Annotated in this window: 17 protein-coding genes and 4 pseudogenes; 9 read left to right on the top strand and 12 right to left on the bottom strand. The window is 67.3% G+C overall.

Going from position 1 to position 22,159, the window contains the following annotated elements; translation table 11 throughout:
- Positions 1-70 precede the first annotated feature (70 nt).
- Positions 71-2,242 (top strand): acyltransferase family protein, encoded by a 2,172-nt coding sequence (locus Q4V64_RS00960; RefSeq protein ID WP_124436422.1) that lies wholly within the window; start codon positions 71-73, stop codon positions 2,240-2,242.
- A gap of 737 nt (positions 2,243-2,979) precedes the next feature.
- Here Q4V64_RS00960 and Q4V64_RS00955 read toward each other — a convergent pair.
- The 3 genes from Q4V64_RS00955 to Q4V64_RS00945 form a co-directional block, all read right to left on the bottom strand.
- Positions 2,980-3,162 carry a transposase gene (locus Q4V64_RS00955; protein ID WP_172628913.1) on the bottom strand — a complete coding sequence of 61 codons (183 nt, stop codon included), beginning with the start codon at positions 3,160-3,162 and terminating at the stop codon, positions 2,980-2,982.
- Between the two features lie 107 nt (positions 3,163-3,269).
- Positions 3,270-4,069, bottom strand: a protein-coding gene (locus Q4V64_RS00950; RefSeq protein ID WP_172628916.1) for an IS5 family transposase whose coding sequence is annotated in 2 segments (ribosomal slippage) — positions 3,270-3,721 and positions 3,721-4,069 — 801 coding nt in all. Because the reading frame shifts where the segments join, the coding sequence is not laid out codon by codon here.
- Between the two features lie 204 nt (positions 4,070-4,273).
- Entirely contained in the window at positions 4,274-5,224 is a 951-nt protein-coding gene (locus Q4V64_RS00945) for a LysR family transcriptional regulator (protein ID WP_124436420.1), read from the bottom strand.
- 221 nt (positions 5,225-5,445) lie between these two features.
- On the opposite strand from Q4V64_RS00945, the pseudogene dnaE reads away from it, so the two are divergent.
- Positions 5,446-7,749: pseudogene (dnaE, locus tag Q4V64_RS00940) on the top strand (DNA polymerase III subunit alpha); the annotation flags it as partial.
- Between the two features lie 9 nt (positions 7,750-7,758).
- On the opposite strand, the pseudogene Q4V64_RS00935 reads toward dnaE, so the two are convergent.
- Positions 7,759-8,051 (bottom strand): annotated as a pseudogene (locus Q4V64_RS00935) (transposase); the annotation flags it as partial.
- A 204-nt stretch (positions 8,052-8,255) separates the two neighbouring features.
- The gene (locus Q4V64_RS00930; RefSeq protein ID WP_124436419.1) at positions 8,256-8,963 is read right to left on the bottom strand and encodes a MerR family DNA-binding transcriptional regulator; all 708 of its coding nucleotides are present in this window, start codon (positions 8,961-8,963) and stop codon (positions 8,256-8,258) included.
- 88 nt (positions 8,964-9,051) lie between these two features.
- Between Q4V64_RS00930 and Q4V64_RS00925 the strand changes: the two genes are divergently transcribed.
- The 3 genes from Q4V64_RS00925 to Q4V64_RS54645 all read left to right on the top strand — a co-directional run bounded on the left by Q4V64_RS00925 (position 9,052) and on the right by Q4V64_RS54645 (position 11,012).
- Complete coding sequence (locus Q4V64_RS00925) at positions 9,052-9,678, top strand: putative immunity protein (RefSeq protein ID WP_172628912.1); 627 nt, start codon at positions 9,052-9,054, stop codon at positions 9,676-9,678.
- Complete coding sequence (locus Q4V64_RS54650; RefSeq protein ID WP_124436418.1) at positions 9,675-10,187, top strand: putative immunity protein; 513 nt, start codon at positions 9,675-9,677, stop codon at positions 10,185-10,187. The genes Q4V64_RS00925 and Q4V64_RS54650 overlap by 4 nt, the downstream gene beginning before the upstream one ends.
- A gap of 456 nt (positions 10,188-10,643) precedes the next feature.
- Complete coding sequence (locus Q4V64_RS54645; protein ID WP_348540837.1) at positions 10,644-11,012, top strand: hypothetical protein; 369 nt, start codon at positions 10,644-10,646, stop codon at positions 11,010-11,012.
- Here the strand turns inward: Q4V64_RS54645 and Q4V64_RS00915 are convergent.
- From Q4V64_RS00915 to Q4V64_RS00900, 4 genes are all read right to left on the bottom strand, one after another.
- Complete coding sequence (locus Q4V64_RS00915) at positions 10,948-11,685, bottom strand: class I SAM-dependent methyltransferase (protein WP_124436417.1); 738 nt, start codon at positions 11,683-11,685, stop codon at positions 10,948-10,950. The two genes, Q4V64_RS54645 and Q4V64_RS00915, sit on opposite strands and share 65 nt — an antisense overlap.
- Positions 11,686-11,740: 55 nt before the next feature.
- Positions 11,741-13,357 (bottom strand): ISL3 family transposase, encoded by a 1,617-nt coding sequence (locus tag Q4V64_RS00910; RefSeq protein ID WP_253266592.1) that lies wholly within the window; start codon positions 13,355-13,357, stop codon positions 11,741-11,743.
- 290 nt (positions 13,358-13,647) lie between these two features.
- Positions 13,648-14,013, bottom strand: coding sequence for a transposase (locus tag Q4V64_RS00905; protein ID WP_253266598.1), 366 nt, complete (start codon positions 14,011-14,013; stop codon positions 13,648-13,650).
- Positions 14,014-14,601: 588 nt separating this feature from the next.
- Positions 14,602-15,063: a transposase family protein gene (locus tag Q4V64_RS00900; protein WP_124436414.1), complete on the bottom strand. Its 462-nt coding sequence runs from the start codon at positions 15,061-15,063 to the stop codon at positions 14,602-14,604.
- 158 nt (positions 15,064-15,221) lie between these two features.
- Between Q4V64_RS00900 and Q4V64_RS00895 the strand changes: the two genes are divergently transcribed.
- A complete protein-coding gene (locus Q4V64_RS00895) occupies positions 15,222-15,779 on the top strand; it encodes a hypothetical protein (RefSeq protein WP_124436413.1) in 558 nt (185 codons plus the stop codon).
- A 291-nt stretch (positions 15,780-16,070) separates the two neighbouring features.
- Here Q4V64_RS00895 and Q4V64_RS00890 read toward each other — a convergent pair.
- Positions 16,071-17,073 (bottom strand): annotated as a pseudogene (locus tag Q4V64_RS00890) (IS5 family transposase).
- A 108-nt stretch (positions 17,074-17,181) separates the two neighbouring features.
- Here Q4V64_RS00890 and Q4V64_RS00885 point away from each other — a divergent pair.
- The gene (locus Q4V64_RS00885; RefSeq protein WP_303708699.1) at positions 17,182-17,400 is read left to right on the top strand and encodes a hypothetical protein; all 219 of its coding nucleotides are present in this window, start codon (positions 17,182-17,184) and stop codon (positions 17,398-17,400) included.
- A gap of 127 nt (positions 17,401-17,527) precedes the next feature.
- Here Q4V64_RS00885 and Q4V64_RS00880 read toward each other — a convergent pair whose 3' ends face one another.
- Complete coding sequence (locus Q4V64_RS00880; RefSeq protein WP_124445873.1) at positions 17,528-18,523, bottom strand: XRE family transcriptional regulator; 996 nt, start codon at positions 18,521-18,523, stop codon at positions 17,528-17,530.
- Positions 18,524-19,159: 636 nt separating this feature from the next.
- On the opposite strand from Q4V64_RS00880, the gene Q4V64_RS00875 reads away from it, so the two are divergent.
- Together Q4V64_RS00875 and Q4V64_RS00870 are read left to right on the top strand one after the other, a co-directional pair.
- Entirely contained in the window at positions 19,160-20,026 is an 867-nt protein-coding gene (locus Q4V64_RS00875) for a GPI inositol-deacylase (protein WP_253267588.1), read from the top strand.
- Positions 20,027-20,188: 162 nt separating this feature from the next.
- Positions 20,189-21,097 carry a hypothetical protein gene (locus tag Q4V64_RS00870; RefSeq protein WP_124445872.1) on the top strand — a complete coding sequence of 303 codons (909 nt, stop codon included), beginning with the start codon at positions 20,189-20,191 and terminating at the stop codon, positions 21,095-21,097.
- Positions 21,098-21,514: 417 nt separating this feature from the next.
- On the opposite strand, the pseudogene Q4V64_RS00865 reads toward Q4V64_RS00870, so the two are convergent.
- A pseudogene (locus tag Q4V64_RS00865) lies at positions 21,515-21,767 on the bottom strand (transposase); the annotation flags it as partial.
- Positions 21,768-22,159 lie beyond the last annotated feature (392 nt).

Genomic DNA, 22,159 nt, shown 5'->3' with positions numbered 1-22,159 from the left:
GCCCCGGAGCCTTTGCCGATGGCGCGTGGAGGCGTCTTGGCGACGTCCTACGAGCAAGGAGATCCTCACGGTGCCCGTCCGCCGCCTCGCGCACCCTCCGCGGCCCACGTCCGGGGAAGCCGCATCAATACCGAAACCGCGCGACGGCGCTCCCGGAGAACGCGGCAAGCGGACCGCGGCGGCCGGCAACGCGGGCCTGCGGCTGGACATCCAGGGCTTACGCGCGGTGGCCGTCTCGCTGGTGGCGCTCTCGCACGCCGGGGTGACCCAGGTGGCCGGCGGCTACATCGGCGTGGACGTCTTCTTCGTGATCTCCGGCTTCCTGATCACGTCGCTGATGCTCCGCGAGCACCGCCGTGACGGCAAGATCGCGCTGGGCCGCTTCTACGCCCGGCGCGCGCTGCGTCTGCTGCCCGCCTCGACGCTCGTCGTCATGGTGACGCTGGCGGGCTCCTGGCTCTTCCTCGGCCCGCTGCGCTTCGCGGACTACGCCAAGGACGCCATCGCGTCCGCCTGGTACGTCGTCAACTTCCGGCTCGCCGACGCCGGCACCGACTACTTCAACACGGATGTGCCGCCCTCGCCGTTCCAGCACTTCTGGTCGCTGGCGGTGGAGGAGCAGTTCTATCTGATCTGGCCGATCGTCCTGATCGTCGCCCTGAAGCTGTTCCGGCGCCGGGCGCTGCTCGCGATGCCGCTGCTGGCCCTGGCCGCGGCCTCCTTCGCGGTCAACCTCCAGCTCACCGAGACCTCGCCGTCCTGGGCCTACTTCGGCTCGCAGGGCCGCATCTGGGAGCTCGCGGTCGGCGCGCTGCTGGCGCTGGTGGCGGACCGTCTCGATGACATCCCGCGGCCGGTCGCCGCGGTCGTCAGCTGGGCCGGCCTGGGCGCGATCGCCTATGGTGCCGTCGTCTTCGACGAGAGCACCCGCTTCCCCGGCCACAACGCCGTCGTTCCGGTTCTCGGCGCCGCCGCCGTACTGGCCTGCGGCTCCGCGGGCGGCCGCTGGGGCGCGGGCGCGCTGCTGTCCCTGCGCCCGGCCGTCTGGGTCGGCGGTGTCTCGTACGCCTGGTACCTGTGGCACTGGCCGCTGATCCTGCTCGTCCCCGCCGCCGCCGGCTTCGGCGACCACGACGGGCCGCTGCGCCTGATCGCCGCGTTGTGCGGCATCCCGCTCGCCTGGCTGACACTGCACCTGGTCGAGAACCCGATGCGTTTCCACCGCGCCTTCAAGGCCCAGGCCCGGCGGGGTCTGGCACTCGGTCTCGGCCTGTCGGCCGCCGCGGCCTGCGCCGCGGTGGTCGCCGCGCAGTTCCCGCCGCAGCTGGCCGAGGGCGTGGCCCGGCAGAACACCAGGGAGGCGCTCGCCAAGGCGTCCGACCCGCGCGCGGCGCTGACCGAGCTGCTGGCGCAGAAAGTGGACAAGCTGCCGGCCAACCTCTCGCCCAGCATGCGGATCACCGCCTACAAGCGGTCCGAGCTGTACACCGACGACTGCGCCCTGACGATGACCGACACGGTGCAGACACAGCCCTGCCTGTACGGCGACACGAAGGCGGACCGCAGCGTCGTCCTGTTCGGCGACTCGCACGTCGCCCAGTGGTTCCCTGCGCTCGACGCGATCGCCGAGAAGCACCACTGGCGTCTCTACTCGTTCACGAAGAACGCGTGCAAGATCGCCCAGATCACCATCGAGTACAACAAGGGCCCCTACTCGACCTGTGACGACTGGCGGAAGGTCACCATCGAGAAGATCCTCAAAATGGAGCCCGAGCTCGTCATCGCCTCCAGCTCCAACTCGGCGAAGCTCTGGGGCGACGGCGACATGGCCGAGGCCTGGGGCAAGGGGCAGGCCGAGACGTACCGGATGCTCCAGCAGGGCCGCACGCGGGTGATGACCATCCTGGACACCCCGTGGCCGAAGAACAACGCGGTGGACTGCGCCACCGCGCACCCGAGCGATCTGAGCGCCTGTGCCCGCGACCGCTCGGAGGCCGACCCGAAGCCGGACGTCACCGAGGCGATCAAGGCCGCCGCCGACGCCGAGGGTGTGACGATCCTCAACCCGTACGACTGGGTGTGCGCGCCCTCCGGCAACTGCCCGGTCGTTGTGGGCAACACGATGGTCTACCGTGACTACGGCCACCTCGCGGACGGCTACGTGGAGGCCCTCACCCCGGTCGTCGAGGACGAGCTCCTGCGCCTGTTCGGCGAGGACCTCAGCAAGCGCCCGGGCGCCTGACGCGGAACGCGAAGGGGCCGGCGGTCGTTCATCGACCACCGGCCCCTTCGCCGTCTCCGCTTCCGTGCCCACCCTCGTCAGGAGCGTCCATGCCGTCCGAAGGCCGCGGCATATCGGTGGGAGTGCCCTTATGTCTTTGGTCAAGGGAAACGGGGATGAGTTGGGTCGGGGAGCCGGGCCGCATGGCCGGGTGGCTGATCTGCTGTGGGATGACGTGAGCTATCTGTTCGACCCGGACTTGATGCCAATACTCCGAAGGCGAGGCGGTGCTTCCGGTCCGGCGGGCGGAGGTCGTGCTGTCCAGCCCGGCGGATGTGTGCTGTCCCAGCCGTTTGAAGTGGTGCAGGAGTGAGAAGGCCTGCTCGACGACGTAGCGGAGCTTGCCCAGGCCCTTGATGTTCGGGGCGCCCTTGCGGGAGATCACCGGCGGGACCGGCCACAGGCGGGATGCCGTCGACCAGCGCCAGGGTCTGCGTGACGTCGTTGACGTTGGCCGCGGTGGTGATGGCCTTGAACGGGGTGCCCCTTCCCATCGCAGATCAGGTGGTGCTTACTGCCCGTCTTCCCCCAGTTGACCGGCGACGGGCCGGTGGCCTCGCCCTCTTTTTGGCGCGGATGTGAGAGGCAGCCACGCAGGTCCGGGTCCAGTCCGATGCGTCGGCCGCGTGCAATTCGGCGAGCAGCAGGCGGTGCAGCTTGTCGAAGACGCCGGCGTCGTGCCAACGCCCGAGTCGGCGTCAGCAGGTCTGTCCAGAGCCGGAGCGCAGTTCCAGCGGCAGCAGTTGCCAGCTGATGTCGTTGCAGAGCACGTACAAGATGCCCCGCAGGCACAGCGGGTCGTCCACCGGCTTCGGGCCGGGAGCCCTCTGCGGCCAGGGCGGCAGTAACGGCTCGATCAGCGCCCACAGTTCGTCGTCCACGATCCACGGCCGATGTCCCGCACCTCGCGAACGGCGGAATCGTCGTATTGGTCAGGCCCGACCAGCGCACCTCAACAAGATCGGGCTACGAGCTCTAAGACGTCATCTCATTTGGCGAGTCTGCGGTAGCAGATCAGGGTGCAGGCGATGCTGGTGAAGGCGAGGAAGTGGTCGGCCTTGCGTTCGTAGCGGCGGTGCAGACGTCGGCATCCGGCGAGCCAGGCCATGGTGCGTTCGATGGTCCAGCGGTGACGGCCGAGTCGTTGCGAGGTCTCGATGCCCTTGCGGGCGATGCGGTGCCGGATGCCCCGGCCGGCTGACCAACGCCGCAGGTGGTTGTAGTCGTAGCCCTTGTCGGCGTGGAGTTTGTGAGGTCTGCGCCGCCGGCGTCCCCGGCGGGAGCGGATCGGCGGTATGCCCTTCACCAGCGGGATCAGCGCCTGGCTGTCGTGCGTGTTCGCGCCCGAGATGCCGACGGACAGGGGCAGGCCGGTCCGCTCCATGATCAAGTGGATTTTCGACCCGTACTTGCCCCGGTCTACAGGATTCGGGCCTGTCAGCTCCCCCTTTTCAAGGCCCGCATGTTGACCGAGTCGATCGCGCACCGGGACCAGTCCAGCTCGCCGCGGGATCCCAGTTCGTCGAGGACCAGGCGGTGGAGTTTGGCCCACACACGGGCCTTCGTCCATTCAGTGAATCGCCGGTGGGCCGTCGCACCGGACGGCCCGAACGAGGCGGTCGGCAACTGCTGCCCCGTGCAGCCCGATGTCGCCACGAAGACGATCGCGGCCAGCACTTCGCGGTCGCCGTGCCGACGCCGACCACCGCCCTGAGGCCGCGACGGCGCCTCCGGCACCACCCGCTGGAACAGCTCCCACAACTCATCCGGCACCAGCCGCGCAACGATCCCTGCCACGACCGGCAGCTTACCCAGCCAAATGAGATGACGTCTAAGAGGTCGTACAGGCACTGAACCCTACGCGCCGGTCCGCCGCAAAGCGCGTACCGACCTGACGAACTGCGCCTTCCAGCGGGAGTACGGCGTCTACATCCTGAGGGTGAAGATCCTGGAGTCCTCCGCCCTCGTGGAGATCGAAGGTCGCCAGATCGGTCATGTGTGTTCAGCCTGAACGGGCTGGGCCCATTTCGGCGTCCAGATGCCGTTGTCGGGGCGGCCGGGGTAGGCGGACGTGAGGTGGTGACGCAGGGCTGCCAGGGCGGGGTGGGGGTTGTCGGTGCGCCAGATCAGTGAGTGGGGGTAGACCGGAGTCGGGTCGTGCAGGGGGATGCGCCGCAGGTCGTGGCCGACAGGCCAGACCAGCGGAGTCTGCTCGCTGACGAAGGTCGCCAGCGTGGAGGAGTCCGCGATCGTGTCGAGGAGGTGCTCGATACCGAAGTCGGGGCCGACCGAGTCGATCGTGAGGCCGAAGGTGGCGGCGAGTTCGTCGTAGTAGGCGGCCCATTCGGTGCCCGGCATGTTGCCGGGCATCCAGATCCGGCGCCCGGCGAGCTGGGCGGGACTGATCGCACGTGCAGTGGCGAACTCGTGAGCCGGCCCGGTGAACAGATGCAGCGGTTCGTCGAAGACCGGAGCGGCCTCGATGCCGTCGGGGAGCTGCCGGCCCGGCATGGTCACGGCACGGAAGGTCGCGTCGATCATGCCGGAGCGGACGGCGGCGATGGCGGTGTCGGAATCGAGCAGGGTCACGACATCAAGATCAGTTTCGGGATGGGCGCGGTGGAAGTCGTGCAGCAGCCCGGCCACTGAGAGTCGGCGCACGATGACGTCGACGCGCAATGCCCGGCGCCCCGGCCGCACGGAAGCGGCTGCCCGGTCCTCGGCTTGCAGGAGAGCTCGGGCGTAGGGCAGGAACGCCTGCCCGTCGATGGTGAGTCGGGCGCCGCGGGCCGTGCGACTGAACAACTGCACATCGAGGTCTTTCTCCAGCACGGCAATGCGCTTGGACACCGCCTGCGGAGTGATCGACAGCTCGGCGGCGGCTTCTTGGAACTGTCCCGCATCCACGGCTGTGACGAAGGTGCGCACGGCAGTGAGATCCATACGGACCATCCTAGACAGACAACCAATCGTTGAGTGCGGGCTACGTCATGGTTGTTTTGATTCCAGGTCTGCCCGCTCGATTTGATGTCTTCGGTCAACCTGTGGTTTTCCGGTTGGCACACGGGAAGCGTGCTGCCCGGAAGCCGGGTGGCTGCGTTCCCCCCACCGCGCCGCTGGCCCCGATGGGGTGCCTACCTACTCGCTCCGGAGGTAACTCACACGTGCCGGATTCCTTCGTTCACCTGCACAATCACACCGAATACTCGATGCTGGACGGCGCGCAGAAGCTGAAGCCGATGTTCGGCGAGGTGGCCCGGCAGGAGATGCCGGCGATCGCCATGAGCGATCACGGCAACATGTTCGGTGCCTATGAATTCGCGCAGGTCGCGAAGAGCTTCGACGGGATCAAGCCGATCATCGGCATCGAGGCGTACGTGGCGCCTTCCTCTCGGTTCGTCCGGAAGCAGGAGTTCTGGGGGCCAGGAGGCCGCCGGGCCATGAGCCAGGACGGTGAGGGGTCGAAGGACGTCTCCGGTGGTGGCCGCTTCACCCACCTGACCATGTGGGCGCGGAACGCCCAGGGCTTGCGGAACCTGTTCTGGCTCAGCACACAGGCCAGCTACGAGGGCCAGTTCCCCGCCGGCAAACCGCGCATGGACCGGGAGCTGATCGCTGCACGGCCGGACGGCATCATCGCCACCACCGGCTGCCCGTCCGGCGAGATCCAGACCCGACTGCGGCTGAACCAGTACGACGAGGCGAAGGCTGCGGCCGCGGCCTACCAGGAGATCTTCGGACGTGAGAACTATTTCCTGGAGCTGATGGATCACGGCCTGGACATCGAGCGTAAGGTCCGTGAGGGTCTGCTGCGCCTGGCCGAGGAACTGAGCATTCCCCTCCTGGCCACCAATGACGCGCACTACGTCACCGAGGACCAGGCTGACGCCCACGACAGCCTGCTGTGCATCGGTGTCGGCAAGAACAAGGACGACCCGAACCGCTTCCGTTTCAACGGCTCCGGCTATTACCTCAAAAGCGCCGCCGAGATGCGCGGCCTGTTCTCGGAGCTTCCGGAAGCCTGCGACAACACCCTGCTGATCGCCGAGCGCGTCGAGTCCTACGACGAGGTCTTCGACTACGTCGACGAGATGCCGCAGTTCCCCGACGTGCCCGAAGGCGAGACCCAGGAGTCGTGGCTGCGTAAGGAAGCCCTCAAGGGGCTGGCGATGCGCTACGGAGACCCGATCCCCCAGCACGTCCTGGACCGCTTCGAGACCGAGATGACGGTCATCGGCCCCATGGGATTCAGCTCCTACTTCCTCGTCGTGGCGGACATCTGCCGCCACGCCCGGGACAACAGGATCTCCCTCGGTCCGGGCCGGGGGTCGTGCACCGGCTCGATCGTCGCCTACGCCACCCGCATCACCGAGCTGTGCCCCCTGGAACACGGCCTTCTCTTCGAGCGGTTCCTGAACCCCGAACGCATCAACCCGCCGGACGTCGACCTCGACTTCGACGACCGCCAGCGCGACCGGATGGTCCAATACGTCACCGAGAAGTACGGCGCGGAGTACACCGCCATGGTGAACACGTTCGGCAAGATCAAAGCCAAGAACGCGATCAAGGACTCCTCACGCATCCTCGGCTACCCCTACGCCCACGGCGAGCGGATCACCAAGGCGCTCCCGCCGGACCAGAACGGCAAACCCGCCCCGCTGGCTGCCGTCTTCGACCCCTCTCACGAGCGGTACGGAGAGGCCGGCGAGATCCGGCAGATGTATGACAACGAGCAGGATGTGAAGCGGGTCATCGACACCGCTCGCGGGGTGGAGGGCCTCACCCGCGGCACCGGCGTGCATGCCGCAGCGGTGATCCTTTCCAAGACGAAGCTCACCGACCGCATCCCGCTGCACATGCGCGCCTCGGACGGCGTGAAGATCACCGGCTTCGACTACCCGTCCTGCGAAGCCATGGGCCTGATCAAGATGGACTTCCTCGGGCTGCGGAACCTGGGCGTGATCGATCAGGCGATCGAGAACATCCGCGAGAACCGGGGCATCAGCCTGGCCACCGTAGATCCCCTGGACGGCGACCCGTCCACCGTCGTGATCCCCCTGGACGACGCCAAGACGTACCGGCTGCTGGCCGAGGGCAACACCTTCGGTGTCTTCCAGCTCGATGGCGGCGGCATGCGCGTCCTGCTCAAGCAGATGGAACCCACCCGGTTCGAGGACATCGCCGCGGTCAACGCTCTCTACCGGCCCGGCCCCATGGCGGCCAACGCACACACCAACTACGCGCACCGCAAGACCGGCCGCCAGGAGATCACCCCGATCCACCCAGAGCTGCGCGACGCACTGGAGCCGATCCTCGGCAACACCTTCCATCTGCTCGTCTACCAGGAGCAGATCATGGCCATCGCCCGCGAACTGGCCGGCTACACCCTCGGTGGTGCCGACCTGCTGCGCCGTGCGATGGGCAAGAAGAAACCGGAGGTGCTGGCCGCGGAGTGGGACAAGTTCCACGACGGCCGACTTCTTGCCGGAGGCCCTGGTGATGGGCGAGGAGCCGGCGCATGCCTTGGGGCCGCGGGCGTCGGCGAAGCGGGCGCGGTCGGCCCCGATTTCAGCCAGGATCCGGGCGGCGAGCTAGATGCCGAACCCGGGGAAGCTCAGCAGGATCTCGGCGCCCGGGTGCTGAGGGAATGCCTCTTTCACCCCTTCGCGATGTCGGCGGCGGTGCAGGCGGCTTCCAGCTGCATGAGGAGGGAAAGCATCTGCGTGCCGAGTGCGTCCTCGACCAGCGGTGGCTGGTGGGCCCAGTCCGCGTCGCGCTCGCCCCGCTCGAGACAGCCGCGACACAGCAGAGCACGACCAGGGCGAGGGGATGCGGTTGCCCGCCGAGGATTGCAAACAGGAGCACCAGAAACGCGACGCCGCCCCCGCTTCAGCGCGGGCACCAGGCGCCCACCGAAGTGCGCCCGGCGCGATCGCTGGGACATCGACGCCCGGCGAATGTTCGTGGTTCGGTCTCAGCTCACGGATCGGTCCAACGCGTCCAGGTAGATGGAGAGCTGACCGGCGGCGTACAGCTGGGCCGTTCCGCGAGCCCTGAGGTCGCGCCGCCACTCTTCCAGTGCCGTGGCGAGCGCTTTGAGGCTCCCGGCCCGGCGCAGTTGTCCGAGGACGGTGGCGATGGTGCTCAGGGCCTGGCCTCCTCGGCGCAGCAGGTGCGCCAGTTCAGCGTCGCGCACGTCCAGCGCGAGATACTGGCGGTGCCCGGTGCGCGGGTCACGTTGCGGGGTGAGGACCCCAGCGCGTTCCCAGGCTCGCAGGGTGGCCGGGTTGAGCCCGAGGTGGCGGGCGAGTTCACCGACGCTGTACGGCGCCCGATTACTGACCGCTTCATCTGGGGTGGCGGCTCCGAGATGACAATGCGCCGCTTCGACGGTTCGTAGCGTGTTGCGGTCGCGAGCCAGGAGTGCGTGCCCAGCGTCGATGTGCTCCAGAGCCTCGTCCAACCGACCGCTGGTGACGGCATGCATGATGCGCCGGCTCGTCGAGTAGCCGAAGGCAGGAACGAGCGCCAGGTAGGCCGTGAGGCCGGCGGCATGAGTAGCGGTGTAGTCCCGGTACCCCGTCGGGCTGCGGTGAGCAGGCGGGATGATGCCGGCGTCCTCGTAGTTGCGAACCGCCTGTGTGGAGAGGCCATGCCGACGAGCCAGGTCCACGGGTCGCATGTGACCTCCGTTTGAGGGTTTCGGACGCACGTGAGCGGAAAACTAGTCGCAAGTCTCCACCGAGTGTTCAGGAATACAATTCAGGAACATGGCAAAGAGCACGCACACCGCGCCGAGAGACTTCGACCTGACGATGGACGAGTTGCGTGTCGTGGCGCGTTACGTGGTTTGGCACGCAGAGGACGTCTTGTCAGTCTTTGGGCAGGCTGTTCCCGATGATCCGCGCCCCCATGCAGCGATCGACGCGGCCTGGGCGTTCATCAATGGTGCCAACAGGTCGAAGTTGCAGCGCGTTACTTCCCTCGAAGCGCATCGAGCCGCTCGGTCCGCGCCCTCCGAGGCCGCGCGACTGGCCGCACGATCCGCCGGTGACGCCGCGTCGGCTGCATACCTGCATCCCATCGCCCAGGCCAGCCAGGTCGGCCACATCCTGCGAGCCTCCGCGAGTGCTGCACGCATCGGAGAGATAAAGGCGGGCGGCGACCCCGCGATTGTGGATGCCCTGCTGGAACGGTCGCGGCGGCGTGCGACACCGCTGCTCATCGACGTGCTCCGCCGCTACCCGCCCGTGACAAGCGGCAGCAATCATGTCGCCCGGCTGATGAGCACTCTGGATCACTCCCTGCGCCAGGCGGCTGACCGGTCGGCAGAACACACCGCAGGGCGTCGCACCAATGCCCTCAGGAATGCGCTCAGGAGGGAAGGCAAGTCATGATCCTCCCAAAGGTCCGTGACCCTCGCTTTGTGACGATCCGCCGTGGTGGGACTCTCACTGATGCGAATCACCGGCTCCTTGCGCTATGGGCTGCCTCGTGTGCACAGCATGTACTCCACCTCTTCGAGTCGGCCCAGCCTGGGGACCCACGACCGCGCCAGGCCATCGAGCATGCGAGGGCCTGGGTACGTGGCGAGGTCAAGATGATGCAGGCTCGCGCGGCAGGTGGCCATGCGATGGGGGCAGCCAGAGACTTGCGTGGGGCAGCACGGCATGCCGCGTACGCCGCCGGCCAAGCCGGGGCGGTCGCCCACGTCGCCGCGCACGAGCTCGGCGCGGCCGCCTACGCGATCAAGGCTGCACGTGCAGCGGCGCCGGAAGGCCGCAGCGAGGCCGCAGGGCGACTCGAGTGCCAGTGGCAGCGTGATCAGCTCCCGGGAGCAATCCGCGAGCTCGTACTTGAGGACCAGAGGTTGCGCAACGACATCTGCTGGTCGGTGTTCGACTGACTCCACCGCCCCATCGCCCGCGACTTTCGCAACCGCGACCACTACCGGCTGCGCACGCTGCTCATCGGCGGCGGACTCACTCACCCCCACCTCAGAGAGGCAGAGCCCGATTGGCCAACTACCGGCCGACATACTGGCCAACTCGAATCACTGCCGCCGCCCGACCGGTGAAGATCAAACCGCCACCGGCCATCTATCGATCGACGTCAGTGATCTTGACCGGCACGACGGCATGGGAACCAGGAGGAAACATTGACGGAATCGGGGGATGCGCCGGCCCTGCTGTCCGAGCGGGAGAACTTCGAGATCCGTGATCGGGTCATCCTCCCTGCGGCGATCCGCGGGGGCGGTGCGCCAGCAGCGGCCGGTTCCGGTCGTCGTGGCCAGTCAGCCCGGGACAGGGAAACGCGGATCGACGACCTTGTACAGGCTGACCTGGACCGTAGCGGCGGCGCCGTGCGGGTCGGCCGGGACCTGTACAAGCCCGCGCACCGCCACTACAGAAGGGCCCTTGACTCCGATGTCCGTGCGGCCGGTGCTCTGTCCGCCCCGACACCGCGCGCCGGCAGGCCGCAGTCAAAGCCCACGTCCGCGACCGGCACTTCGACGCCGTGGTGGAGTCCTCGCTCGCCGCCCCGGACGACTTCCGCGCTGCCTCACTCGTGGCTAGGACGGCGCTCAGCGGGCTCTGGCACAGATCTTGGGGAGCGGTCGCGGAGGGTGATCTCGGACCTTCTCAGAGGCGAGGCGGTCAGGTGGTTTAGAGTCGGAAGTGGAGCAGGCCGGTGGCATCGGCGGGGGCTGGTTTGCCGTCCGAATCGGTGACCGCGGCGGCCAGGCCGGCGGTCGTGGCCAGCTTCTCGAACTGGTCCCGGGTGTACCAGTGCATGATCCACGGGCGTTCTTCGATGGTGCTGTCTGAGCCGTGGTGCCGTTCGTAGCGTAGAAGCGTCGTCTGTGTCCGGGCTTGCTCGTCGCGTTGCTCGGCGACGACGGACACTCGGAGCTCGGCGCCGTCGGGTGCGGCGGCGGTGCGCACCCGACCGATCTGTTCGGCGGGGGTCGGTACGGGGGTGAACAGGGGCACCAGGGCGGTGCCGCCCTCAGCCAGGTGAGCGCGGATGGCGCGCAGGGCGGCGAGCGCTGTGGCGTCGTCGGGGAGCAGGGTGAAGGTCGGCCCGGCGAGGAAGATCGCCCGGTAGCGGCGGGGCAGGTGCAAGGCCTCCATGCGCTGGTGGAATACGGTGGCGGGGATGTCTCGTTCGTCGGCCCGGCGTCGGAGTCGCTTCAGCATGTCGGCGGAGGAGTCGACGCCGTCGACGTCCAGGCCGCTTCGGCGCAGTTCGAGTAGGGGATCACCGTCTCCGCACCCCAGCTCCAAGGCCGGCATGCCGGCTTGCTGAATGAAGGCCGCATAGGGCTCGGGGTCTTGAGAGAAGGACTTCAGCGGTCCGTAGAGCTCCGCGACGATGCCGGTGTAGAAGTCAGCTGGGTCCACACTCGTCACCCTATGCAAACCCTTCCCATGCGTTCACTCGAATATCGAGGGTGGGTCACTGCAGCAGGATCATCTTGCGGAGCAGTCCGAATCCGGCCCGGCCGTAGAGCTGCCTCTTGATCTTTTTCACGCGTGTCACGGCGCCCTCGGTGCCGCCAGAGCTCCAGTGCAGGGTCAGTCCGGCGATCACGGCTTCGAGGCCGAAGGTCAGTCCGCGGGCGAAGCCGGTGATCCCGGGCAGCTGCGCGGCGCGGGCGGTGCTGATCCAGTCCGGCAGATCAGGGCCGGTGCGCTGGGTGAGCATCTTGGCGAAGTCCCGTACGAGTCCATGGGTTTGCTCCAGCTCCGGGCAGGCGTCAAGGACTGTCTTGAGCAGCCGGTTCTCGTCCTCGGCGAGGGTGTCGGGGTGCCGGGTGATCCAGCCGACAACGGTGCGGACCGAGGGCGCCGCGGCGGACGGGGCGGGTGCGTCGGGCCACTGCAGGCGGCTGCGGACCCAGTCCCGCAGGCTGCTGTAGGGCACCGGATGACCGCGGTCGGCGAGCTCCGCGCGTAACTCGATGATGGTGATCTTGCCATCGGTTTCGTCGATGCGCCGCTGCAGGTAGGGCTGGTGAATATCGAGGCGGCTGGTGCGGGAACTGCGTCCGGTAACCATGTCCTGCCAGCGGGCGGCGCGCGCATACCGCTGGACGGTGTGCCGCCCCCAGCCCAGGTGACGGGCGATGGCACGGAGACCCATCCCCTCGCTCAACAGGCCGTGGACCAGGGCGTGATGGGCGCGCATCCGCTCGGCCCGCCGACCGGTGGGCAAAGGGAGTGAGTGCGGCTCGACGGCGCAGGGCCCGTCGGTGTTTTCCCCGGTGGCCGTCTGGTCCGGCTGCGGTGCGATGGAACGCAGGCAGTCGCGGTGCGCGGCAACGCACTTCTCGACGGCCTGGCCGAGGTTCTGCAGCAAGTGATACCTGTCTGCGATCTGGAGTGCGTGCGGCGCTCCGAGCGCGGCGCCCTCGGCGTAGGCGCCGGCGCGATCACGGCAGATCACCTCGACTCCCGGGTGGGCCGCCAGCCACGCTGCCAAGGGTGCCGCTTCGCATCCTGGCAGGATGTCGATGGGCCGGTGGAGTTCGCCGTCTGTGATCACGGTGGCGTACGAGTGTCCACGCCGGGTGGCGAAATCGTCCACCCCGAGTACACGAGGCGTGGTGAACTGCGGATCCGGCAACGCCATGACCCTGCGCAGCAGCGCCATCCGCCCAGCGCCGAGGCCCAGTTGGGCAGCCAGTCGGGCGCCGGCCCGTCCGGCCAGCGCGAGCCCGATGCGCTCCAGCATGGAGTTCAACCGGGTGGTGAAGCGTGCGTACGGGGCGGTCAGCTGCGCGAACGGCTCGGCAAAGGTGCGGCGCGGACAGTTCGTGTCGCAGCAGATGAAGCGCCGGACCCGCAGCAGGATGACGACGCCCTGCCCACCGAGCGGGAGGTCCTTCAGCCTGCGCTGGTAGGAGTCGTGCACCCGGTCCGAGAGCCGACCGCAGTCCGGACAGGCTGCGCCCGCCGCCCGGCCTCTCGCCACGATGTCGACGGTGCCGAAGGCAGCGGTCGCCGCCTCGACGTCCACGTCGTCGATCCCGTCGAACACCAGCGAGTCCCAGAACGATGAGTCGGCCTGCATGACCAGCACTGTCACCGGCCACAGTCGACGACCGCCAAGGCCCGCAGAGACCTGATGGAGCGTCACTTCCGTATGTCCGACGGTGAGGCGTACGCGTTCTCACGCGAGACCAACCCCTCGCAATCGAACACCGGGGTGACCCTCCGCGACCGCTCCCCAAGATCTGTGCCAGAGCCGCTCAGCGGCCCCACCAAGGCGACTCCAGCTGGCCCCAGTTCGCGCATAATTCGTGAAGATCAGGCGTTGTGAAGTGGGCTCTGGCAGCGATCACGGGGAGCCGTCAGGGGCGGTCACTGAAGCAGGACCATCTTCCGGAGTAGTTCGAATTCGGCACGTCCGTACGGCTCTCTTTTGATCTTCGTAACGCGATTCACGGCGCCCTCGGTGCCGCCCGAACTCCAGCGGAGCGTGAGCCCCGCGGTGACGGCGTCGAGGTAACCGGTCAGGCCGCGGGCGAAGCCGGTCAGGCCGGGCAGGCCCACCGCGAGGGTCTCGTCGATCCAGGTGGGCAACAGGACGCCGGTCCGCCGGGTGAGGATGTCCCCGAAGTCGCGGACGAGTTGGTGGGCGGCGGTCAGCTCGGGGCAGCCGTCCAGGACCCCCTTGAGCTGTTGGTGTTCGTCCTCGGTGAGGTGCTCGGGCGGCGGGTGAGCCAGCCGGTGACCTGCCGCGTGCTCGGCGGCGCCGGCGGTGGCTGCGGGGGCCGGCGAGGATGGCGAAGACGGTGAACGGCCCAGTCCCGCAGGGTGGAGTAGCTGCCGTGCCAGCCGCGTTCGGCGAGTTCGCGATGCAGGGCCACAAGCGAGATGCGCCCCCGGGTCTCGGCGATGCGCCGGCTGAGGTAGACGTGGTGGACATCGAGGCAGGCCTGTGGAGGCACCGGCGGGCCGGTGCCGACGATGGACGCAGGCAGGCGAGATGCGCAGCGACGCACTTCTCCACGGCCTGACCGAGGTTCATCCACAGGTGAAAGCGATCAGCCACCTGCTGGGTGGGCGCCCCGGCAGTGGCGCCTTCAGCGTAGGCACCGGCCCGATCAAGACACACGACCTCGACGCCGGGGTGGGCAAGCAGCCAGGTCGTCAGCGGCGCGGTGTCCCGGGTGGGCAGCACGTCGACGACGCGGTGCGTTTCCCCGTCGGTCAGCACAGTGGCGTAGGTGTGGCCGCGTTTGATCGCGAAGTCGTCCAACCCCAGCACGCGCGGAGTGCCGTACGACGGGTCGGGCATCGCCCGCACCCGGTTCAGCAGCCCCGCCCCGCCCCGCCGTGATGCCCAGCGCCATGGCCATGCGCGCTCCGGCACGGTCGGCCAGTGCCAGTGCGATCACGTTCAGCATGCCCCCAGCCGGTCGTGCAGCGGGCGAACGGGCTGGTGAAGCCCCGGATCTGCTCGGCGAACGTCCTCTGCCCGCACTCCGTGTTCACGCAAACGAACCGGCGGACCTCCAGCACGATGCGGACCGGCCGGGCGGCCAGCGGCACGTCCTGCAACTGCCGCCGATAGCGATCGTGCACACGAGACGACGGTCGGCCGCAGCTCGGACAGTTTCCTTCCCGGGCCCAACCACGAGCCCGCACGATCACCGCCCCTGTGTCGCACACGGCCGCCTCGGCGAACAGCGCGATCCCCGCGAACAGCACGTCATGCCATGAGGGTTCACGTCCATCCACGTCCAGGACGTCGACTGTGCCCAGCCGTTCCATTCAGATTCCGATAGACATGATGGAGCGTCAAATCGGTACAGCTCACACTCCGGCACGAGCTGGGGACCCAAACACACAACCCCGATCGTGACAGCTCCCCGTGATCGACAGCCGCCAATTTCCGGACACAAGCAGACCGACGCGTGCATAATCACTCTGTGGATCAGGGAATCGCAGCACTGCTGGGGGCAACGGTAGGCGTCCTCGGAACCGTCTCCGCATCGGCAATATCCGGGTGGTCGAGCCGGCAGCAGATTGGGGCCCAGGCCAGAGTTGACCACGCGCATTGGCGCAGGCAGGCCCGGCGCGACGCCTACAGCGCCTTTCTCGCTCCCGCCAATGAGACGCGCAACGCCCTGAAACAGGCCGCACGAGCCTTGATCGGCGAGGTGGATACGGAAGGGGCTGACCATCATCTCCATGACGCACACGACAAACTAGGAGAAGTGCAGGCAACCTGGGCTGCTCTTGCGGTCGAAGGGCCCGAGTCTGTGGAACAAGCAGCCAACGGCGTCAAGACTGCACTGCACTCGATGCACACGACGTTGCTCGCATGGCGCGACTCGGCAGAGGGAGCACCCGACCACAACGTCAAGTTCGTGGAACGGCATGCAGTCGAGGTGACCAGAGTTTCCGAACGCATCGGCGCTTTCGCCACAACAGCTCGAGCTGCACTCGACGAAGCAACGTTCCCCGTGGACACCGGCAACGGCTGAAAACGATGTCCAGACACAACGTGCGCAGAGTTCTCGTATCGGCACGCCCCACCAGAGGTAGACACCGGACCGGCGAGCATATGACCCACCCTGACGGCTCCCCGTGATCGCTGCCAGAGCCGCGAGGTGGACCCAGAGGGCGGTTTGATCTGGGACCACCGGGGCGGCGGAGGTGCGAAGCACGATGATGACCAGGGTTGCCCCCCCCACGCACGGGTGACGTTGTCGGCAGGACCACAGCACAATGCGCGGGTGGATAACAACATCACTAGGGCCTGTGTGACGTTGTGATCAATCTGTCGCCTTCAGTAGATCGTTGATCCAGATCATCGAGGCGCGGAGGTAGAGGCCGGCGAGGTAGCTCTCGGGCGTCTTGTCGTATCGAGTCGCGATGCCCCGCCAGGCCTTCAGCTTGTTGATCAGGCGCTCGACGGTGTTCCGCTCCTTGTAGAGACCGGTGTCGTGACCTGTGGGCCGGCCGCCCCGGCTGCCTTTCTTCTTTCGGTTGGCAGCCTGGTCCCTCTTCTCCGGGATGACGGCCTTGATGTTGCGTTTTCGCAAGTAGGAACGGTTGGCGCGGGATGAGTAGGCCTTGTCCGCAGCGACAGCGCCAGGCCGGGTCCGGGGACGGCCGACAGGCAGACGGACCCGCACCTTCTGCAGCACGGGGACGAACTGCGGGCTGTCGGCGGCCTGTCCTGCGGTCAGGACGAACGACAACGGACGGCACTTGCGGTCCGCGGCGAGATGAACCTTGCTCGTCAGCCCGCCACGGGACCTGCCGAGCAGGGCTTCCTTCAGACGGAGCTTGCGCCGTCGCCTGACGTGCCGCCGCTCTTCCCGGCCGGGGGTGTCGCTTCCGTCCTGTCCGTTCTGTTCCGGCGGGCCGCCCCTTTTGCCAGGCCCGTTCCTGGTCGGCGGCGGCTTCCTCCAGGGCGTCCATGACCTCCTTGCCGATGCACATCCCGGCGGCGTCGTGGTGGGCCCGGGCGGTGGTGGAGTCCACGCTGACCAGGGACAAGTCCGTCTTCCCCTGGCGGGCGGCCTCAGCGATCACACCTTCCAGCAGTGCGGTGAAGACGCCGGCGTCCCGCCAGACCCGGAAACGGCCGTAGACCGTCGGCCACGGGCCGAACCCGCCCGGCATTTCCCGCCACTGACTGCTGGTGCGGAACCGCCAGATCACCCCCTCGAACTGCTCACGCAGCCGCTCAGGGTACGGACCGCACTCGCCTATCGGCAGGAACGGTTCGATCAACTGCCACTGCTCGTCGGTGAGTTGCCTTCGCGTCACGATCGTCTTCCTACCGGATCTGCCTTCCAGAGGGATCCGGATCGGCAAGATTGATCACAACGTCACACAGGCCCTAGTCGTCCGGCCGCTCCTCATGAACTGGACATCGTGGCTGAGCTTCGATGGCAGTGGATCCACGACCGCATCCGCTCCCTCGCGACCGCCTTCGCCAAGCGGCGCGCCCGACTGCTGGATGCCCAGATCACCCAGGCCAAGCACGACGGGATCGCCCAGCTGGCCAGCTACGCCACCGGGCTGCTCGACGACCTCGACGCCGTGACTCTCCCCTATAACTCCGGCGTGGCCGAGGGCCGGGTCACGACCTGAAACTGATCAAGCGCCAGATGGCGGGCCGAGCTGGCACCCGGTTACTCCGCAAGCGCCCCTTCCTACATGAGTTCCTCGTCGTGTTCAGGACACGCTCCCCGACAGAGTCAAGCTGAGTGCAAGCGGCTTACGGAGGCGGGGTCAGTTTGATCAGGAAGTCCTGGTCGGCGGCGCCGGAGCAGCGGCCTTGGACGATTTCCGCTCCTTCTTTGGTGTCTTGGTCACGCAGGCTCAGGCATTCGTCTGCGATGACCGGGCGGATGCGGAAGTGGGCGGTGTCAGGTGGGCCGTAGCGTTCGAGGCGGAATTGTTGGGCCTGGTTGTCGTTGGCGCAGTCGTCGCGAGGTTCGAGGAGGTTGCGCTCCGGCCCTTTCGCCAGGACGGTGAGGCAGCCGATGCCGTACTTCGGGTGATGCCACTGGATCTGGACGATGTTTTTGCCCAGCGGTTCGAGGAACACGCGCGGCTGGATGGCCTTCTCGCAGGATCGTTGTGCTGCGATCGCGGTTTGGTATCGGCCGGTTCGGTCCCTGCCTTCGGTGAGACACAGCTCTGGTGTGCGAGCTGGATGAATGTGCGCCCAGCTGCCTACTGCCGGCATGCGCAGTCCGGTCACGGGCATTGCGGGCAGGGAGGTGTGCATGGGCTGGTTGGAGAACAGGCTGCTGGCGCCGAGCGTGCCCGCGACGCCGATACCGACAGCGCCGAGCAGGCCGACAGTCCGGCGCCACCGCGGGACGTGCGCGGGGGCCGGCACGTCGGTGAGTGATCCGTCGGGCTTGCCATCAGGATCGTCGCCGGGTGCTGCGGGCTCGGTGGTGGCGACGCGGCGGCGTGTCTCGAGCCACTTCTGCGCTTCTTCGTCGCTGAGGCCGCACGCTCGGGTGAAGGCGTCGACAAACCGTTCTCGGGGCAGGGTGACACGCCCGAGAGTGGTCGCGATGGTGCTGGCCGGGAGCGTTTCGGTGTGTGCGGCGGCCTTGTCCTCGAGTTGGCGGTACGTCAGGCCGGACCAGATGCGCAGTGTGCGCAGTGCCGCGGTGAACTCGGCAGGAGTTTTGGCCTGCGTGGGTTGTGGTGGATCCTCCAGCGGCTCGGCAAGGCTGTCTCCCTTCTGGCTCATTGCCTCAGCATGACCCCACAGATCATCACTGGGCAACGGCTAGACCGGCCTTGTTCGAGCGCGTTCGGAACGCCATGAGCGTAGTTCCGAACAGTTGCGAACGGAGCTTCTCCTTGTCAGCCCGATGATTGTGCGGAAATCCTGGGCATCGACCGACTTCGGTTGTTGTCACTCGAGGTCCGGCGTTCGTTCACGGGCTTTGCAGCATGTCCGGCACCAGCTCGTGGACATGCGAGAGCCCATCGGTCGAGAGAGAAGGATGAGTTATGCCTATGCGCAGTGTCGTCGCTGGCGCGGCCCTTGGGTCCGCGCTTGTACTGGGGGGCTTGGTCGCTCCCGCGCAGGCCGCTCCCGCGCCCGTCGACAGCAACACGACGGCAGCCGCACCGATCACCACTTTCGATATCGTCCGCGTCGGCTGGTACTCCAGCTTGGCGCGGTGCGAGGCCGACGGAGAGAACTCCGCCTATAGCTACTGGTACTGCCAATGGAGCTCCAGCCGCGGCGCCTGGGGACTGTACGTAGACACTGACTCGTAAGGACGCGGTGTTCGGGGCCGTCTGGCCGGACTGTCAGCTTGTCGTTCCGTCCGGCTGGAGCCCCGGACGCCATCGGGACAAATAAACGGGGGAAACTGTGATCAGACGATGGAGCGCGTTCCTCGCGGCCGCGATCGCCGCGTTGGTCCTGGGAACTGCGGCGGTCCCGGCGCAGGCGGCGCCCGCGCGCGACGACAGCAACACCGAGGCGGTGTACTTCGTCAAGGGCTACTCCAAGGGCAGCCCGCCCGGGGCCAACTGCAAGACGTACTGGAAGCCGGCGACCACCGCATTCCCGCAATGGGGCTGGCAGGGGAAGCTCCACACCGTGGGCTTCTACACCAGGGACAGGGGCTGCAGTGTGACCATCGCGAGGCGCGGGACTGACGCCTCGCTGCGTACGCTGGGCCGGGCACTGGCGAAGGACATCTACCGGCGGCACACCTCCAAGGGCAAGTCCGTGGACCTCGTCGGCCACTCCATGGGCGGCCTGATCGTGCGGGCGGCCCTGACGGGGGTGCAGCAGAAGCTGCCCGGATGGCCGACCAAGCTCTACGTCGAGGACGTCGTGACCCTGGGCACCCCGCACGACGGACTGAGCACCCTTGCCGGGATCGGCTGCTCCCTGGCATATGGCACTCGTCAGTGCCAGGACATGAGGCATGAGTCCTCGTTCCTCGACTGGGCAGCTCAGAGCCCTCAGGGGACGCAGGGCACGGACTGGACGCTGATCGGTGCCGCTGACGACGACGTCGTGGACGACTCCGCTCTGCGCATGTCTGCGTCCCACGACGTCTGGTACCCCGGCAGCAACGGATGGAGCCACGGGGCCCTCACGGACATCACTACCGGCACCTACGCGATGAACTACAGGAATTGGCCCACGCCGCCGCTGGAGACACAGAACGGTGCCGCGCCGATCCGGGCTGCCATGAACGCCCTGTACTGGGAGAAGGACTGGTAACCCGCCTCCCGCAAGTGACCACCAGCACAGCCGTCGACGTGCGCATCACGACGGACGACGGGGCCTGAGCCGCACTGAACAGGCCCGCGCGGCAGCGGTGGTGACCCACGCGCCACCACCGCTGCCGTGACAACGCTCCATCACCACAACCAGGGGGACACGATGGCAAGACGACGACGCGCTCTAACCATCGCGGTGATGTGCTTCGCCGCACTGATAGGGCTCAACGCTCCAGGCGCGGCCGCAGACTCCGCGGCCACGCCACCGCCTCGCACCAACAGTTCGAACGAGACGGTGTACCTCGTCAAGGGCTACAACCCCATTGCCATCTCGCAGGGGGTGAACTGCGAGTCACGGTGGGGACGCCTCATCGAGGCGATGCAGGGCTGGGGTTGGAAGAAGGAACAATTCGTCCAGGTCGGCTTCTACACAGCCGATACCCTCTGCAACATCAACCTCGCGCCGGAGGACGGCGACCGCGACCTGAGCCTGAAAGAGCTCGGCCGCCGACTGGCCTGGGACATCTACCGCAACCACTCCAGCAAAGGCGAAAGCGTCGACCTGGTCGGCCACTCGATGGGCGGCTTGATCGTCCGGGCCGCCGTACTGGGGGTCACCTACCACGACCCCGAGGAGAACTGGCCGCCGTTTCTCTACGTCGAGGACGCAGTCACCCTGGGAACCCCGCACTACGGAACGGGTAAAGACTGCGACTCGATCTTCGGAGCGGACCTGCAATGCCGGCAGATGCTGCCCGGCTCGCAGTTCATGACCTGGCTGCACTCCACGCAGGTCCCGCAACCCACGGAGACCGACTGGACGTTCATCGGTTCCAACGCCGACAGAACGGTGTCATACAACAGCGCCACACCTACCACCGACGGCGCCCAGCACTTGGTGCGGTACCACATATCGGAGGGCATCGGACACAGCGCACTGCGCGTCCTGGCCAAGGGATCAAAACGCCTGTACTACCGCAACTACGGAAGCAGCCGTTGGACCACGCTGGCAAACGGGGCAGCCCCCGTACGCGCCACCAGCAACGCCCTCTACTGGGCAACCAAGTGGTAGGCCACCGTTGTCGCCAGGACGAGGGCACAACCCCGCCGACGCGCGTGCCGGGTCGTGTTGCGTAGGAGCCACTACGCTACTTCAGCAAGATCCCCACACATAACCACATCAACGCCCGGGCACACGGTGCGCCCGCTGTCGGCCCACCTCACCGCTCAGCCAGCGGGCACTCAGGAAGAGGCCCTGTCCTGCCCGGCACGAACCGGGCGGGACAGGGCCTCTTCTGCCTTCACGGCCAGCGGCAGCGGTGTGGCCATCTGGAGCCAGGCGGGCAGCGACCAGCCATGGAGACCCGCGCTGGCATTCGCCGGCACCAATCCGGCCGCGGCTGCCGAGAAGGGCGAGCGCTACGCGGCGGCCCGCGAGCACGGGATGCACGCCCTGTGGCACTTCTACGCCTCCGTGCTCCTGGAGCTGATCCATCACCACGGCGAACAGGGCTCGGTCGATCCGCCGGCGCCGCTCGAGCAGCGAGGGGGAAGAACGACCCGGTCCGCACCCTCGGGATCTTCAGGGCCAGATCACCGGCCTGGGTGGTCAGCAGCCTCTCCCGGTGGCCGTTGCGCCAGGTCGTGCGCTTCTCGGCGTGCTCGCCCGGGGCGGCACCGATGGCCTCGGTCGCCTCCGCCGCGATGAGCTCCTGCAGGATGCGCTCGCACAGCACCCTGATCGTCTCAACTCCGTCGGGGAGACTTGCGCGGTGGCCTGCCCTTGTTCAGGGAGCACTCAACGACAGCTGGTGCACGCCCCGGGCAGATACCCGCGCGTTCGCAACGCTCGACCGCCTACACCGCTCGGCGGGACGCCATCGACGTCCCAATCATGGACGATCTGACAATATTCATGGGTGACTTCATTCTGAATGTCAATCACGCGTGGGATGTTGTGCAGAATTTCTTTCGGACAGGGACGTTTGAAGAGCTGGGGGAGTGGTGTGAGTTGTAGTGACGGTAAAGGCCTGACAAGAGAAAAACACCCGCATCCGGTGGAAGCGCGGTAGTGCGGGCTGGAGCTTATAACGCGGCTCGCACTATCAGACTGGGATCCACGTACTACACCCTC

The organism is Streptomyces sp. NL15-2K, assembly GCF_030551255.1.
Classification (GTDB): domain Bacteria; phylum Actinomycetota; class Actinomycetes; order Streptomycetales; family Streptomycetaceae; genus Streptomyces.
The sequence above is the reverse complement of the archived record's forward strand: the minus strand, read 5'-3'. Positions and strand labels throughout refer to the sequence as shown.

What these genes read in the sequence shown, in the direction of transcription:
- Q4V64_RS00900 (WP_124436414.1), bottom strand. Translation starts at nt 15,063, where the DNA reads ATGGAACGGCTGGGCACAGTCGACGTCCTGGACGTGGATGGACGTGAA.
- Q4V64_RS54650 (WP_124436418.1), top strand. Translation starts at nt 9,675, where the DNA reads ATGATCCTCCCAAAGGTCCGTGACCCTCGCTTTGTGACGATCCGCCGT.
- Q4V64_RS00925 (WP_172628912.1), top strand. Translation starts at nt 9,052, where the DNA reads ATGGCAAAGAGCACGCACACCGCGCCGAGAGACTTCGACCTGACGATG.
- Q4V64_RS00945 (WP_124436420.1), bottom strand. Translation starts at nt 5,224, where the DNA reads ATGGATCTCACTGCCGTGCGCACCTTCGTCACAGCCGTGGATGCGGGA.
- Q4V64_RS00910 (WP_253266592.1), bottom strand. Translation starts at nt 13,357, where the DNA reads ATGCAGGCCGACTCATCGTTCTGGGACTCGCTGGTGTTCGACGGGATC.
- Q4V64_RS00930 (WP_124436419.1), bottom strand. Translation starts at nt 8,963, where the DNA reads ATGCGACCCGTGGACCTGGCTCGTCGGCATGGCCTCTCCACACAGGCG.
- Q4V64_RS00870 (WP_124445872.1), top strand. Translation starts at nt 20,189, where the DNA reads ATGGCAAGACGACGACGCGCTCTAACCATCGCGGTGATGTGCTTCGCC.
- Q4V64_RS00880 (WP_124445873.1), bottom strand. Translation starts at nt 18,523, where the DNA reads ATGAGCCAGAAGGGAGACAGCCTTGCCGAGCCGCTGGAGGATCCACCA.